The sequence below is a fragment of the Kocuria dechangensis genome (assembly GCF_014636775.1).
Lineage (GTDB): Bacteria > Actinomycetota > Actinomycetes > Actinomycetales > Micrococcaceae > Kocuria > Kocuria dechangensis.
This window is the reverse complement of the sequence record NZ_BMEQ01000008.1, coordinates 40,495-54,638: the sequence shown is the minus strand read 5'-3', so window position 1 is coordinate 54,638 and position 14,144 is coordinate 40,495. Positions and strand designations below refer to the sequence as shown.

11 protein-coding genes are annotated in these 14,144 nt (G+C 74.2%); 5 read left to right on the top strand and 6 right to left on the bottom strand.

The window, feature by feature from the left end; translation table 11 throughout:
* Window position 1 precedes the first annotated feature (1 nt).
* The gene (locus IEW07_RS09355; protein ID WP_371870224.1) at window positions 2–1,345 is read left to right on the top strand and encodes an HRDC domain-containing protein; all 1,344 of its coding nucleotides are present in this window, start codon (window positions 2–4) and stop codon (window positions 1,343–1,345) included.
* Window positions 1,346–1,472: 127 nt separating this feature from the next.
* Here IEW07_RS09355 and IEW07_RS09350 read toward each other — a convergent pair whose 3' ends face one another.
* Window positions 1,473–1,895 (bottom strand): hypothetical protein, encoded by a 423-nt coding sequence (locus IEW07_RS09350; protein ID WP_188536546.1) that lies wholly within the window; start codon window positions 1,893–1,895, stop codon window positions 1,473–1,475.
* Window positions 1,896–2,093: 198 nt separating this feature from the next.
* On the opposite strand from IEW07_RS09350, the gene IEW07_RS09345 reads away from it, so the two are divergent.
* Complete coding sequence (locus tag IEW07_RS09345) at window positions 2,094–2,531, top strand: Rieske (2Fe-2S) protein (protein WP_188536544.1); 438 nt, start codon at window positions 2,094–2,096, stop codon at window positions 2,529–2,531.
* 4 nt (window positions 2,532–2,535) lie between these two features.
* Here the strand turns inward: IEW07_RS09345 and dxs are convergent, their stop codons facing one another.
* From dxs to IEW07_RS09320, 5 genes are all read right to left on the bottom strand, one after another.
* Window positions 2,536–4,551 (bottom strand): 1-deoxy-D-xylulose-5-phosphate synthase, encoded by a 2,016-nt coding sequence (dxs, locus tag IEW07_RS09340; RefSeq protein WP_188536542.1) that lies wholly within the window; start codon window positions 4,549–4,551, stop codon window positions 2,536–2,538.
* A 165-nt stretch (window positions 4,552–4,716) separates the two neighbouring features.
* On the bottom strand, window positions 4,717–7,542 hold the full coding sequence (locus IEW07_RS09335) for an aconitate hydratase (protein ID WP_188536540.1): 2,826 nt from the start codon (window positions 7,540–7,542) through the stop codon (window positions 4,717–4,719).
* Between the two features lie 157 nt (window positions 7,543–7,699).
* Entirely contained in the window at window positions 7,700–9,136 is a 1,437-nt protein-coding gene (locus IEW07_RS09330) for a class I SAM-dependent RNA methyltransferase (protein WP_188536538.1), read from the bottom strand.
* Complete coding sequence (locus tag IEW07_RS09325; RefSeq protein ID WP_188536536.1) at window positions 9,133–11,154, bottom strand: APC family permease; 2,022 nt, start codon at window positions 11,152–11,154, stop codon at window positions 9,133–9,135. The genes IEW07_RS09330 and IEW07_RS09325 overlap by 4 nt, the downstream gene beginning before the upstream one ends.
* 126 nt (window positions 11,155–11,280) lie before the next feature.
* Entirely contained in the window at window positions 11,281–12,174 is an 894-nt protein-coding gene (locus IEW07_RS09320; RefSeq protein ID WP_188536534.1) for a LysR family transcriptional regulator, read from the bottom strand.
* Between IEW07_RS09320 and IEW07_RS20955 the strand changes: the two genes are divergently transcribed.
* Genes IEW07_RS20955 through IEW07_RS09305 form a run of 3 tightly spaced genes read left to right on the top strand, consistent with a single transcriptional unit; the run spans window position 12,173 to window position 14,138 of the window.
* Complete coding sequence (locus tag IEW07_RS20955; RefSeq protein WP_308738223.1) at window positions 12,173–13,213, top strand: RraA family protein; 1,041 nt, start codon at window positions 12,173–12,175, stop codon at window positions 13,211–13,213. The genes IEW07_RS09320 and IEW07_RS20955 overlap by 2 nt on opposite strands.
* On the top strand, window positions 13,141–13,470 hold the full coding sequence (locus IEW07_RS09310; protein ID WP_229741704.1) for an RraA family protein: 330 nt from the start codon (window positions 13,141–13,143) through the stop codon (window positions 13,468–13,470). Before IEW07_RS20955 ends, IEW07_RS09310 begins: the two co-directional genes overlap by 73 nt.
* Window positions 13,467–14,138 carry an RraA family protein gene (locus tag IEW07_RS09305; RefSeq protein ID WP_188536532.1) on the top strand — a complete coding sequence of 224 codons (672 nt, stop codon included), beginning with the start codon at window positions 13,467–13,469 and terminating at the stop codon, window positions 14,136–14,138. The genes IEW07_RS09310 and IEW07_RS09305 overlap by 4 nt, the downstream gene beginning before the upstream one ends.
* The last annotated feature ends 6 nt before the right edge of the window (window positions 14,139–14,144 follow it).

Sequence of the window (14,144 nt, the reverse complement as noted above, 5' to 3'; positions counted from 1 at the left end):
CTTGACCACCCCAGCCGACCGACGATCCGAGTCCCCGGAGACCCCGACCCCCGTGGTCGAAGGGTTCGAGGACTACGAGATCCCCGACAGCGTCCACCTGGCCGCCCCGTTCGACGGGATCCCGCCCGTCATCGACACCGTGGACGGGCTCGAGCGGGCCGCCGCCGTGGTGGCCCGGGGCACGGGCCCCGCCGCGATCGACACCGAGCGGGCCTCCGGCTTCCGGTACGGGCAGCGTGCCTTCCTCGTCCAGCTGCGCCGCGAGGGCGTGGGCACGATCCTGATCGACCCCGAGGCCACGGGCTCCCTGGCGGTCCTCGGCGAGGCCCTCTCCGGCGTGGAGTGGGTGCTGCACGCCGCCACCCAGGACCTGCCCTCCCTGCGCGCCCTGGACATGCACCCGGACGCGCTGTTCGACACCGAGCTGGGCGGGCGCATCGCCGGGCTGCGGCGGGTGGGCCTGGCCGCGGAGACCGAGGAGCTGCTCGGCTACACCCTGGCCAAGGAGCACTCCGCCGTGGACTGGTCCAAGCGGCCGCTGCCCCGGGACTGGCTCAACTACGCCGCCCTCGACGTCGAGATGCTGATCCAGCTGCGCTACGCCATGGAGGACCTGCTGCGGGAGAAGGGCAAGCTCGAGTGGGCCCTGGAGGAGTTCGAGGCCGTGCGCACCGCGCCGCCCGCCCCCGCGCGCCAGGACCCCTGGCGCCGGACGTCTGGGATCAACAAGATCAAGGGCCACCGCCAGCTCACCGCCCTGCGCAACCTGTGGGAGGAGCGCGAGCGGCTCGCCCAGCACAAGGACCTCTCCCCCGGCCGGCTGCTGCCGGACGCCGCCCTCGTGGCCGCCGCCCAGGCGATGCCGCGGACGGTGCCGCAGCTGCTGGCGACCCCGGCGTTCCACGGCCGGCTGGCCGCCCGTGAGGCGCCCCGCTGGCTGCGGGCGGTCGCGGAGGCGCAGCGGGCCACCGAGCTGGTCCCGTTCACCGTGAAGTCGGACGCCCTGCCCCCGGTGAAGGCGTGGGAGGCCAAGCGGCCCGAGGCCGCCGCGCGGCTGAAGGCGTTCAAGCCCGCGGTGACCGACCTGGCCGAGGCCCACGGGCTGCCCACCGAGAACCTCCTCACCCCGGAGCACCTGCGCCGCTTCTGCTGGCAGCCGCCCCGCAGCACGGCCGACCAGGCCGTGGCCGACCGCCTCCAGGACCTGGGCGCCCGCCGGTGGCAGGTCGAGCTGGTCGCCCCGGTGATCGGGGCCGCGTGGCGGGAGCTGCGCGCCCGCAAGCGGGCCGGGCGCCAGGCCGGCCACGACGCCCCGGAGCCCGCCGGCGCCGAGCCGGCGGCCTGAGCCCGGCCCCGGCCTGAGCCCGGCCCCGGACGGAGCCCGGCACCGGGGACGGCGCACGGAGACGGGCCCCGGCGCGGTGCCGGGGCCCGTCTCCGTCAGCGGCGGGGTCGCCGCGCGCGGTGCCCGGTCAGTTCGAGGACTCGCCCGGGGCGGGGAACGGCTCGGCCGTGTTCACGGGGCTGTCGGTGACGACGGGCTTCGCCGTCTCGAGGTGGGAGTAGTCGCTCTCACCGGTCCCGGCGGTGGCCGTGCCCTTGTCCGTGTCCGTGGTGGAGCCGGAGACCTTCTCCTTGACGGCGGAGGACGCGTCCGCGGCCTTCGTGCCGACGGTGCCGGCCGCCTTCTTGGCGCCGCCGGCCAGCTTCTCGCCGACCACCGGGACCTCGGCCTTGACCCAGTCGGTGCCCTCGGAGACCTTCTCCTGGACCTTCGGGTCGTGCCAGGTCTTCAGGGCGTTCTGCTTGAGGGACTCGTAGCTCTTGCGGCCCGAGGCCGATCCGACCACGAAGCCGACCGCGAACCCGGTGGCGAAGATGAGGCGCTTGATCATGGTGGTGTCCTTCCGTCGGCCGGGCCCTGCGGTCCGGCCGGGCTGCTGGTGTGCTCGTCATCCTACTGAGGTTCGTCATCCTACTGAGGAACGTGACGCGACCGTCACCCCGAGCGCCGTGCTCCGCTGTCAGCGATCACGCTCCGGCCCCGCCGCCTAGACTGGCGGAGGACCACCCCACCCGTCGAGAGGACACCCATGACCGCGTCCGAGCCCATCCCCGGGCCCACCACCCTCCCCCGCCGCCGGCTGCTGGGGGCCGCCGGCGCCGGGTCCGCCGTGCTGCTCACCGCGTGCGGCGGCCAGGACGAGGCGGGGACCGCGCAGCCGGTGGCGCCCAGCACGCCCGTGGACGCCGGGGCCGTCGAGGACATCCCCGTGGGCTCGGCCGTCAAGGTGGACCAGGAGGGCGTCCAGGCGGTCGTCGGACGCCCGGACCGGGACACGGTCAGCGCGTTCTCCCCGGTCTGCCCGCACCAGGGGTGCATGGTCGCCCCGCGGGAGAAGCTCTACGTCTGCCCCTGCCACTCCTCGCAGTTCGACCTCGCCACGGGGGACGTGCTCGCGGGCCCGGCGGAGGCCGGGCTCACGCCCTACCCCGTGATGGTGCAGGACGGGCGGATCATCCTGGGCTGAGGCGTCAGGCCCGGCGGGCGTCCGGCAGACGGGGAGCGCCGGGGGCCTCCACCGGCTCCTCGGCCTCGACCGGGCGGGCGTAGGGGACGCGGGTGCCCAGCACGGACGCCAGCGTGTCCTGGGCGACCCGCTGGGCGGTGAGGCCCACCCGCTCCAGCACCTGGGAGCGGGAGCCGTGGGCGAGGAACTCCGTGGGCAGGCCCACCTCGTTGAGCGCCGTGTCGACGCCGGCGGCGCGCATCTCCTGCCGGATCCGGGAGCCGATCCCCCCGGCGCGCACGCCGTCCTCCACGACGACGACGATGCGGTGCCGGCCCGCGAGCTCGATCACCGAGCCGGGCACGGGCAGGACCCACCGGGGGTCGACCACGGTCGAGGAGACGCCGTGGGCCTCGAGCCGGTCGGCGACATCGAGGGCGAGCCCGCTCATCGCGCCGACGGACACGAGCAGGACGTCGCGGCGCGCGCCGTTCGCCCCGGGCTCCCCGCCGCGGCGGGCGAGGACGTCCACGCCGTCGGCCAGCCGCTCGACGGCCGGCACGGGGGTGCCCACGGAGCCCTTGGGGTAGCGGATGACGGTGGGGGCGTCGTCGACGGCGACGGCCTCCCGCAGCTCCTCCATCAGCGTCGGCTCGTCGCGGGGAGCCGCGAGGTGGAGCCCGGGCACGATCTGGAGCAGGGCGAGGTCCCACATGCCGTGGTGGCTGGGCCCGTCCGGGCCGGTGACGCCGGCCCGGTCCAGGACCACGGTGACGCCGGCCCGGTGCAGGGCCACGTCCATGAGCAGCTGGTCGAAGCCCCGGTTGAGGAAGGTGGCGTAGAGCGCGACCACCGGGTGCAGCCCGCCGTAGGCCATGCCCGCGGCCATGGCGATCGCGTGCTGCTCGGCGATGCCGACGTCGACCACGCGGTCGGGATGGGCGGCCTGCATCTTCTGCAGGCCCACCGGGATGAGCATCGCGCCCGTGATCCCCACGACGTCCTGGCGCTCGTCGGCGATGCGCGCGATCTCGTCGCGGAACACCGCGGTCCAGCTCCGCTCGGAGCTCGTGGCGGTGGAGCGCCCGGTGAGGGGGTCGATGACGCCCACCGCGTGGAACTGGTCGTCCTCGTGGGCGATGGCCGGCGCGTAGCCGTGGCCCTTCTCCGTGATGGCGTGCACGATCACGGGCCCGCCGTAGTTCTTGGCGTTGCAGAGGGCCTGCTCGACCGCCTCGAGGTCGTGGCCGTCGACGGGGCCGAGGTACTTCATGCCGAGGTCCTCGAAGATGCCCTGCGGGACCACGACGTCCTTGAGGCCCTGCTTCATGCCGTGCAGGCCGCGGTAGACCATCTCGCCGAGGGGCCCGGAGTGCTTCAGGAGGTTCTTGACGGAGTCCAGGGTCTGCTCGTAGCGGCGGTCGGTGCGCACGGCGTCGACGCCCTGCTGGACGCTCGCCTGCAGCTCCGCGAGGTGGTTGGCGAAGCCCCCGACGGTGGGGGCGTAGGAGCGGCCGTTGTCGTTGACGACGATGACGACCTTGCGCCGCCGGTCGGAGGCGATGTTGTTCACGGCCTCCCAGGCCATGCCGCCGGTGAGGGCGCCGTCGCCCACCACGGCCACCGTGTGGCGGTCGTCCTGGCCGGTCATGGCGTAGCCGCGGGAGATGCCGTCGGCCCAGGACAGGGAGGAGGAGGCGTGGGAGGACTCGACGATGTCGTGCACCGACTCGCCGCGGTCCGGGTACCCGGAGAGCCCGCCCTGCTGGCGCAGCGACCCGAAGTCCTTCCGGCCGGTGAGCAGCTTGTGGACGTAGGACTGGTGGCCGGTGTCGAAGACGATCGAGTCCCGGGGCGAGTCGAAGACCCGGTGCACGGCGACGGTCAGCTCGACCACGCCGAGGTTCGGGCCCAGGTGCCCGCCGGTCGCGGAGACGTGCGTGACGAGGAAGTCGCGGATCTCCGCCGCGAGCTCGACCAGCTCCGCACGGGACAGCCCCGCGAGGTCCTCCGGGCCGGACACCCGCTCCAGCACGCTCATGCTTCCTCCCGCACTCCATCGACGTCGTGGCCCGCGCCAGCCGGGATCACCGGCGCGGCACGTCCCCCCGATCCTACTCGCTCGCCCCGACACGCCCGGACGGCGCGGAGGGGCCCGGTCCGTTCCCGGACCGGGCCCCTCCGTCCAGCGGCCGAAGCCCTGGGGTCAGGACTTGGCGATGTTCCGCAGCACGTACTGCAGGATGCCGCCGTTGCGGTAGTAGTCGGCCTCACCCGGCGTGTCGATGCGCAGGACCGCGTCGAACTCGACGGTGGAGCCGTCCGCCTTCTTCGCGAAGACCTTGAGGGTCTTCGGCGTGGAGCCCTCGTTGAGCCCGGTCACGCCCTGGATGTCGAAGATCTCCGTGCCGTCCAGGCCGAGGGAGTTCGCGGACTCGCCGGCCGGGTACTGCAGCGGCAGGACCCCCATGCCGATGAGGTTCGAGCGGTGGATGCGCTCGTAGCTCTCGGCGATGACGGCCTTGACGCCCAGCAGGGAGGTGCCCTTCGCGGCCCAGTCGCGCGAGGACCCGGAGCCGTACTCCTTGCCGCCCAGCACGACCAGGGGGACGCCGGCCTCCTTGTAGTTCATCGCGGCGTCGTACACGGCGGCCTGCGGGGCCCCCTCCTGGGTGAAGTCGCGGGTGAAGCCGCCCTCGACCCCGTCCAGGAGCTGGTTCTTGATCCGGATGTTGGCGAAGGTGCCGCGGATCATGACCTCGTGGTTGCCGCGGCGGGAGCCGTAGGAGTTGAAGTCCTTGCGCTCCACGCCGTTCTCGATGAGGTACTTGCCGGCCGGGGTGTCGGACTTGAAGGAGCCCGCCGGGGAGATGTGGTCGGTCGTGACCGAGTCGCCCAGCTTCAGCAGCACCCGGGCGCCCGAGATGTCCTCGACCGGGGTCGTCTCCATGGTCATGCCCTCGAAGTACGGGGGCTTGCGCACGTAGGTGGACTTCGGGTTCCACTCGAACGTCTTGCCGGTCGGGGTGTCCAGGTTCTGCCAGCGCTCGTCACCGTCGAAGATGGTGCTGTACTCGCGGGTGAACATCTCCGTGTCGATGGACGCGTCGATGATCTTCTGGACCTCGGACGGGTCCGGCCAGATGTCCTTGAGGAAGACGTCCTTGCCCTCCGAGTCCTGGCCCAGGGGCTCGGTCTCGAAGTCGAAGTCCATGTTCCCGGCCAGGGCGTAGGCGATGACCAGCGGCGGGGACGCCAGGTAGTTCATCTTGACGTCCGGGTTGATGCGGCCCTCGAAGTTGCGGTTGCCCGAGAGCACCGAGGTCACGGCGAGGTCGTTGTCCTGGATCGCCTGGGAGATCTCCTCCTCCAGCGGGCCGGAGTTGCCGATGCAGGTGGTGCAGCCGTAGCCGACGGTGTAGAAGCCGAGCTCCTCGAGCGCCGGGACCAGCCCGGACTTCTCGTAGTAGTCGGTGACGACCTTCGAGCCCGGGGCGATCGAGGTCTTGACCCACGGCTTCGCCTTGAGCCCCTTCTCGACGGCGTTGCGGGCCAGCACGGCCGCGGCCATCATCACCGACGGGTTGGAGGTGTTGGTGCACGAGGTGATCGAGGCGATCGACACGGCGCCGTGGTCGAGCTCGAACTCGCGGCCGTCGGGCATGGTCACGGGGACCAGCTTGGTCGGGCGGTTGTTCTCGGCGTAGGCGTGGTGCTCGCGCGGCTTGTCCACCTCGGACTGGTGGTCCTCGGGGGTGTAGCCCGGCGCGTCGGAGGCCGGGAAGGACTGGGCCGAGGCGTCGTCGACGGTGGTGCCGGAGGCGTTGTCGTCGACGTGCGTGGCGTAGTTCTTCAGGTCCTCGTGGAACTGGGACTTCGCCTCGGAGAGCGAGATGCGGTCCTGCGGGCGCTTCGGGCCGGAGATCGAGGGGACCACGGTGGAGAGGTCCAGCTCGAGGTACTCCGAGTAGGCGACCTCCTTGGCGGGGTCGTGCCACATGCCCTGTTCCTTGACGTACGCCTCGACGAGCGCGATCTGCTCGGCGGAGCGGCCGGTGAGGCGCAGGTAGTCCAGGGTGACCTCGTCGATCGGGAAGATCGCCGCGGTGGAGCCGAACTCGGGGCTCATGTTGCCGATGGTGGCACGGTTGGCCAGCGGCACCGCGCCGACGCCCTCGCCGTAGAACTCCACGAACTTGCCGACGACGCCGTGCGCGCGCAGCATCTCGGTGATGGTCAGCACCACGTCGGTGGCGGTGGCGCCGGCCGGGATCTGGCCGGTGAGCTTGAAGCCCACCACGCGCGGGATGAGCATGGAGATCGGCTGGCCCAGCATCGCGGCCTCCGCCTCGATGCCGCCCACGCCCCAGCCGAGCACGCCGATGCCGTTCTCCATGGTGGTGTGGGAGTCGGTGCCGACGCAGGTGTCGGGGTACGCGCGCAGCACGCCGTCGACCTCGCGGGTCATGACGACGCGGGCCAGGTTCTCGATGTTGACCTGGTGCACGATGCCCATGCCCGGGGGCACGACCTTGAAGTCGTCGAACGCGGTCTGGCCCCAGCGCAGGAACTGGTACCGCTCGCCGTTGCGCTGGTACTCGATGTCCATGTTGATGCCGATGGAGTCCGTGGTGCCGAACGAGTCGATCTGGACCGAGTGGTCGATCACGAGCTCGGCCGGGGCCAGCGGGTTCACGCGGGCGGGGTCGCCGCCGAGGTCGGCGATGGCCTCGCGCATGGTGGCGAGGTCCACGATGCAGGGCACGCCGGTGAAGTCCTGCATGATGACGCGGCCGGGGGTGAACTGGATCTCGATGCTGGGCTCAGCGGTCGGGTCCCAGTTCGCCAGGGCGTTGATGTGCTCGGAGGTGATGTTGGCGCCGTCCTCGGTGCGCAACAGGTTCTCGAGCAGAACCTTCAGGCTGTACGGGAGCTTCTGCGCGCCCTCCAGCGTGTTCAGTCGGAAAATCTCGTATTCGGTGCCGTCGACGTCGAGGACGCCCTTGGCTCCGAAGCTGTCCACTGTGCTCATGTGCGTGGAACTCCTTCTCGCCACCGTCTGGGAAACGTCCGCGCAAGGGTCCGGGGTGCCCGGATGTTCCTCCGCGAACAGTCACCCGTCAGTGTAGCCCGTGTGAGCCGCACGACCTCGGAGGACGCCGCCGGGGCCCGACACACGACGGCGCCCGTCAGGGCTCCAGCACGGCCAGGGTTTCCACGTGGTGGGTGTTGGGGTACATGTCGAAGGCCCGCACGGACCGCACGTGCCACCCAGCGCGGCGGAACCGCCCGAGGTCGCGGGCCAGCGTCGCGGGATCGCACGCGAGGTAGGCGATCCGGCGCGGGGCCAGCGCCACGAGCTGGTCCACGACCGTCCGGCCCGCCCCCGCCCGCGGCGGGTCGAGGACGACGACGTCCGGGCGGGACGCGCCCCGGTCCCGGGACGCGCTCCGGCCCCGGGAGGGGCGGCGGCCTCGGGACGGCGCCGCGGCCTGCGGCCACAGCCGCGCCAGGACCTTGTCGACGCTGCCCCGCTCGACACGCACCTGCGGGCGGTCCGCGAAGGTGCGCCGGGCGTCGGCGCTGGTGACCGGGGACCCCTCGACGGCCACGACGGACCCGGCCTCCCCCACGGCGTCCGCGAACGCGGCCGTGAACAGCCCCGCCCCGGCGTAGAGGTCCAGGGCGTGCTCGCCCGGCCCGGCGCCGGCGGCGTCGGGCACGGCCCGGTGCAGCAGCTCCGGGGCGGCGCGGTGGATCTGCCAGAAGCCCTCGGCGGAGACCTCCCAGCGGTGGGGGCCCGCGTGCTCGACGACGGCGGGGCGGCCCGCCCACGCCTGCGCCTGCCGCTCGTCCTCGGCGCGGGCGGTGACCGAGACCTCCCGCCGGGCCGTGAGCCGGGCCAGCTCGCGGCGCAGCCGGTCACGGTCCGCGCCGGGGGCGAGGCTCAGGTGCACGAGCGGGGTGCTGCCGTCCGCGGGGGCCGCGACGTCGACGCGCTCCGCGCCGGTCAGGTCCAGCTCCGCCAGGCGCAGCTCGTCGACGGCCGGCAGCACGAGGGGGAAGCGGTCCACCGGGACGACGGCGGCGCTGCGGTGCGGGTGCATGCCGATCCGCCCGGCGGCGTCGACGGCGAAGTGGACGCGGGTCCGCCAGCCCCGCCCCAGGGGGTCCTCCCCCGGCATCGGCTCCACCTCGACGACCGTCTCGAGCCCGGCGAGGCGGGAGAGCTGCTCGGCGACCACCGCGGCCTTGAGGGCGCGCTGGGCGGGCAGCTCGGCGTGGCCGAACTCGGCCCCGCCCACAGGGGCCTCGCCGCGCGCCCACGTCAGCAGCGGGTCCGCGAGGGCCCACACGTGCTCGGCGCGGCGCTGCGGGTCGGCCTCCAGGACGCCGACCACGTCGCCGCGCCAGAAGCGCGCCTCGGGGCCGGCCTCGGTGAGGCGCACGCGCACGAGCTCGCCGGGCAGGCCGTGGCGGACGAACACGACGCGGCCCTCGGCGGTGCGGGCGACGGTGTGCCCGCCGTGCGCGATCGGTCCCAGGCGCAGCTCCAGCTCGGCGGGCGGGGCCGTGTCCGGGCCGGGGGTCCCGGGGGCGGGAGCGGGGAGGGGGGCAGGGTTCACGGTCGGGGCGCTCTCTGGTCGGGGGCGGCGGGCCGGTAGGCGGTGGCGGACTCGGGGCCCACGTCGTGCCCGGCGGCGGAGGCGAGGTGCCAGGGCACGGAGGCGGTCATGACCCCGCGCTCCTGGTGGAGCCGGGCCCGCAGGGGGCGGATCGCCTGGTTGTGCAGCAGGCGCTCCCAGCGCCGGCGCACGACGTACTCGGGGAGGTAGACGACGACGAGGTCCCGGGGGGACTTGCGGCGCACCGAGCGCACGTGGTCGACGACGGGCCCGATGGTGTCGCGGTACGGGGAGTGCAGGACGGTCACCGGGACGGGGATCTCCAGCCGCTGCCACTCGTCGAGGATCCGCCGGGTCGCGGCGGCGTTGGTGTCCACGACCACGGCCTCGAGCGTGGAGGGGCGGGAGGCCCGGGCGTAGGCGAGGGCCCGCATGAGCGGCTTGCGCACCGAGGAGACGTAGATGATCGCGTGCACGCGGGAGGGCAGGGCCCGCACCGGGGAGTCGGGCTCCAGGGCGAGCTCGGCGTCGACGGCGTCGTAGTGCCGGCGGATCCCCCACATGACGGCGCTGAGCACGCCGATGGCCACGATGGTGATCCACGCGCCCTGGGTCAGCTTGGTCACGAGCACCACCACGAGCACCGCGGCGCACAGCACGAGCGCCACGGCGGCGACGGCCCGGCGCGCGAAGAGCTCGCGCCCGGCGCCGGGGCGGCGGTGCATCCGCCGCACCCGGGCCCAGTGCCGGACCATCCCGGCCTGGGTGAGGGTGAAGGAGACGAACACGCCCACGATGTAGAGCTGGATGAGCCGGTTGACGTTGGCCCCGAACGCGACGGTGAGGACCACGGCGACGAGCAGCAGCAGGAGGATGCCGTTGGTGAACGCGTACCGGTCCCCCCGGGCCTGCAGCTGCCGGGGCAGGAACGCGTCGCGGGCCAGCCGGGAGGCCAGCGTGGGGAAGCCCGAGAAGGCGGTGTTGGCGGCGAGCACGAGCACGCCCACGGTGGCGGCCACGAGCACGTAGAACCACAGCGAGTCGGTGCCGAAGACCGTCTTGGCGAGCTGGCCCAGGACGGGGTCCTGGAAGAAGTCGGCCGCCGGGTGGCGGCCGTCGATGAGCAGCTGCTCGTCGGGGTCGCCGACCACGACGACGTCGGTGCGGTCCGCCAGGTACATGACCCCGGCCAGCAGGGCCGCGGAGAGCGCGCCCAGCACCCCGAGGGTGGCCGCCGCGTTGGCGGCGCGGGGCTTGCGGAAGTAGGGCACGGAGTTGGTGATGGTCTCCACGCCGGTGAGCGCCACCGCGCCGGAGGAGAAGGCGCGCAGCACCAGCAGGGCCCCGGCCAGGCCCGCGAGGCCGGCGTCGAAGCCGGCGGCGGGCAGCACCTCGTACCCGGCGCTGGGGGCCTCGTCCAGGCTCCCGGCGACGTCCAGGCCCAGTCCCACGAGGATGAGGGCGGCGAGGACCACCAGGAAGAAGTATGTGGGCACGGCCGCGGCCCGGCCCATGAACGCGAGCCCGCGCAGGTTGAGCAGGCCCACGACCAGGATCCCCGCCACCGCGAGCACCACGCGCCGGTCGGCGAGGGCCGGCAGCGCCGCCGTGACGTACTGGGCGGCGGTGGCCATGGACACCGCGACGACGAGCGCGTAGTCGGCCATCAGCGCGGCCCCGACGCCCACGCCGGCGGTGCGGCCCAGGTTCTTGGAGGCGATCTCGTAGTCCCCGCCCCCGGAGGGGTAGGCGCGGACGTTCTGCCGGTAGGCGGCGATGACCACCCCGAGCACCACGAGCACGGCCAGTCCGACCCACGGGGAGATCGCGACCGCCGTCGTGCCCGCGAGCGCGAGCGTGAGGATGATCTCGTCCGGGGCGTAGGCGACCGACGACAGCGCGTCCGCCGAGAACACGGGCAGGGCCGTGCGCTTGGGGAGCACGGCGTCGTTGAGCCGCTCGTTGTGGATGGGCTTGCCGACGACTGCTCGCCGCACCGCCCGGGGAATGCTCTGCACGGCTCCCCACGGTAGTCCGTCCCGGCCCGGTTGTCCGCCGCGCCACCGGGACCTGGGGCGTGATCTGCGCCGTCATCCTCCTCACCCATGCTCCCCTCGGGCCCGGGGCCGGAGGAGGCGGCCGCCTCACCGCTCGATCGCGGCCCGGACACTGGTGAGGAAGTCGTCGACGAGCGGCGTCGTGTCGCGGCGCCAGACGGCGGCGAGGTCGATGGTGGGCGTCCGGTCGAGGGCCACCACGTGCGTGCTCCGGCTGTCCGGTGAGCCGGGCCGGGGGGCCGCGCTCTCGGGGACCAGCGCGACGCCGAGACCGCAGGCCACCATGGCCAGCTGGCTGGTGATGGAGTGGGCGGTGTGGCGGGCCTCCGGGGCGAAGCCGGCCGCCCGGCAGGAGGCGACGACCTGGTCGTGGTAGTCCGGGGAGATGTGGCGCGGCAGCCAGATCCAGGGCAGCTCGGCCGCCGACCCGAGGTCGTGCGGGGCCAGCGGGGTGCCGGCCCAGTCGGCGGAGACGGCCAGGACGAACTGCTCGCTGCGCAGGATCGCCCGCCGGCAGTCCGGGGGCGTGGCGAGCTGGCGCACCAGGGCCACGTCGAGCTCGCGGCGGCGCAGCATCCGGACGGCCATGTGCGTGTCGACCTCCTCGACCTGGATCTCGACGCGGGGGTGGCCGCGCCGGAAGAGGGACAGGGCGCCCGGGAGCGGGTCGTTGAAGGCGGAGGTCACCGCCCCGATGCGCAGCTCGCCGGCCTGTCCGTCGGCGGCGTGCCGCGCGGCGGCCTCCGCGGCGGTGGACGCGCCCACGAGCATCCGGCACTGGTCGAGGAAGACGGCCCCGACGGCGGTCAGCCGCACCTCGCGCGTGCTGCGGTGCAGCAGGACGACGCCGAGGCGGTGCTCGAGGCCCTTGATGGCCTGGGACAGCGGGGGCTGGGACATGTGCAGCCGCTCGGCGGCCCGCCCGAAGTGCAGCTCCTCGGCCACGGCGATGAAGTAGCGGGCCTCGCGCACCTCGACCATTGATTCACCAGGCCTCTCACTGTCGGTCCGATTCGGACCTTCAATCTACAGCCGCGACCGGGTCCAATGGAGGCATGACGAGCAACGACCTTCTCCGACGGCTGGCGCGGCTGGACCCCCCGCGGTCAGCGACGCCCTGGACTCCCTCGGCCTCTCCCCCGGCACCGGGGGACTGCGGGCCCAGTGGAGCGCACCCCGCATCAGCGGCGTGGTGCGCACGGTGGCCCTCGAGCCGGATCCCGGGGACGCCCCGAGCCCCCACATCGCCACCGCCGCCGTCGCCGCGGCCGCCCCCGGCGACGTGGTGGTCGTGGCCAACGACGGGCGCACCGACGTCTCGTGCTGGGGCGGGCTGCTCTCCCTGGGCAGCGTCCGGCGCGGGATCGCCGGTGTGATCGCCGACGGGGCGTGCCGCGACGTCGCCGAGGCCGAGGAGTACGGCTTCCCCGTCTTCGCCCGCGGGACGACCCCGCGCACGGCCCGCGGCAGGCTGCGGCAGAGGGCCGTCGGGGGCACCGTCACGGTGGCCGGCGTGGAGGTCGAGGAGGGCGACCTGGTGGTCGCCGACGGCTCCGGGGTCGCGTTCGTCCCCCGCGCCCGTGCCGAGCAGGTGCTCGAGCGGGCCGAGCAGATCCTGGCGCGGGAGGCCGCCGTCGCCGCCGACCTCCGCGCCGGGGCGGCCGTCGACCGGGCCGTGCACGACGCCCGGCTGGCCGGCACCGCGTCCCCCGGCCGCCCCGGGGAGGCGGCTCGACGAGCGCCACGACCACCGGGCGCTCCCCCGCGGAGGTCCTCGCGGCCCTGCCCACCGCGGCGGTCTCCGACGCCCTGGACCGGCTCGCCCTGCCCGGGTCCCTGCACGGGATCGGGCCGCTGCGCCCCGGCCTGCGGGCGTGCGGCCCGGCCTACACCGTCGTCCACGGGGTGTGCCGGGACGTGGAGACCATCCTGGCGACCGGCTATCCGATGTGGAGCTCCGGGCGCTTCATGCGCACCGGCAAGGACCGGGTCCGGGTCGCCGCCGTGCAGCAGCCGCTGACCGTCGACGGCGTCACGATCCGTCCCGGTGACCTGGTGTGCGGCGACGAGGACGGCGTCGTGGTGGTGCCGGCCGACCGTGCCGGAGAGGTCGCCGACCTCGCCGCCCGGATCGACGCCGCGGAGGACGCGATCGTGGCCGCGGTGCGCTCCGGCCTGACCCTGACCGAAGCCCGCGCCGCCCACGGCTACCACGCCCTGCAGACCGCCCGCACCACCGCAGCCCGCACCAGCGCAGCCCAGGAGGCCACCCGATGACCGCCACGACAGGCACCACCCGGCCGGTCCGGCTCGACACCCGCGGCCACTCCAGCGCCACCCTCTACGAGGCCGCCCAGGCCGAGAGCCGGCGGCGTGCCCCGGGCGCAACGCCCTCCTGCCTCGAGGCCGACATCGCCGTGGACCCGGCCGTCCGCGCCGCCTGGCCCGGGGCCCGGATCGCCGCACCGGCCTACACCGTGCAGGGGGCCGGTGGGGACAACCCCGCGCTGCACCACGCGGTGGCCGCCGCACCGGCCGGTCACGTCCTGGTCGCCGACCTCGGCGGCGCACCCTTCGGGCACTGGGGCGAGGTCCTGGCCGTCGCCGCCCGGCACCGTGGCCTCGCCGGGCTCGTCGTCGACGGCGGGGTCCGCGACGTCGAGGAGATGCGCGCCCTCGGGTTCCCGGTGTTCTCCCGCGGCAGCTCCGTCCGCGGCACCCGCACGCTCTTCGCCGGCGCCCTCGGGGTGCCGATCCACGTCGGGGGCGTCCCCGTGGCCACGGGCGACCTGGTCGTCGGCGACGCCGACGGCGTCGTGGTCGTCCCCCGGCACCGCGTCGACGCGGTCCTGGAGCAGGCCGACGAGCGGATCGCCGAGGAGCAGCACATCCTTGCGGCGCTGGGCTCCGGGGCCACGACCCTCGAGCTCTACGGACTGGAGTGAACCCGG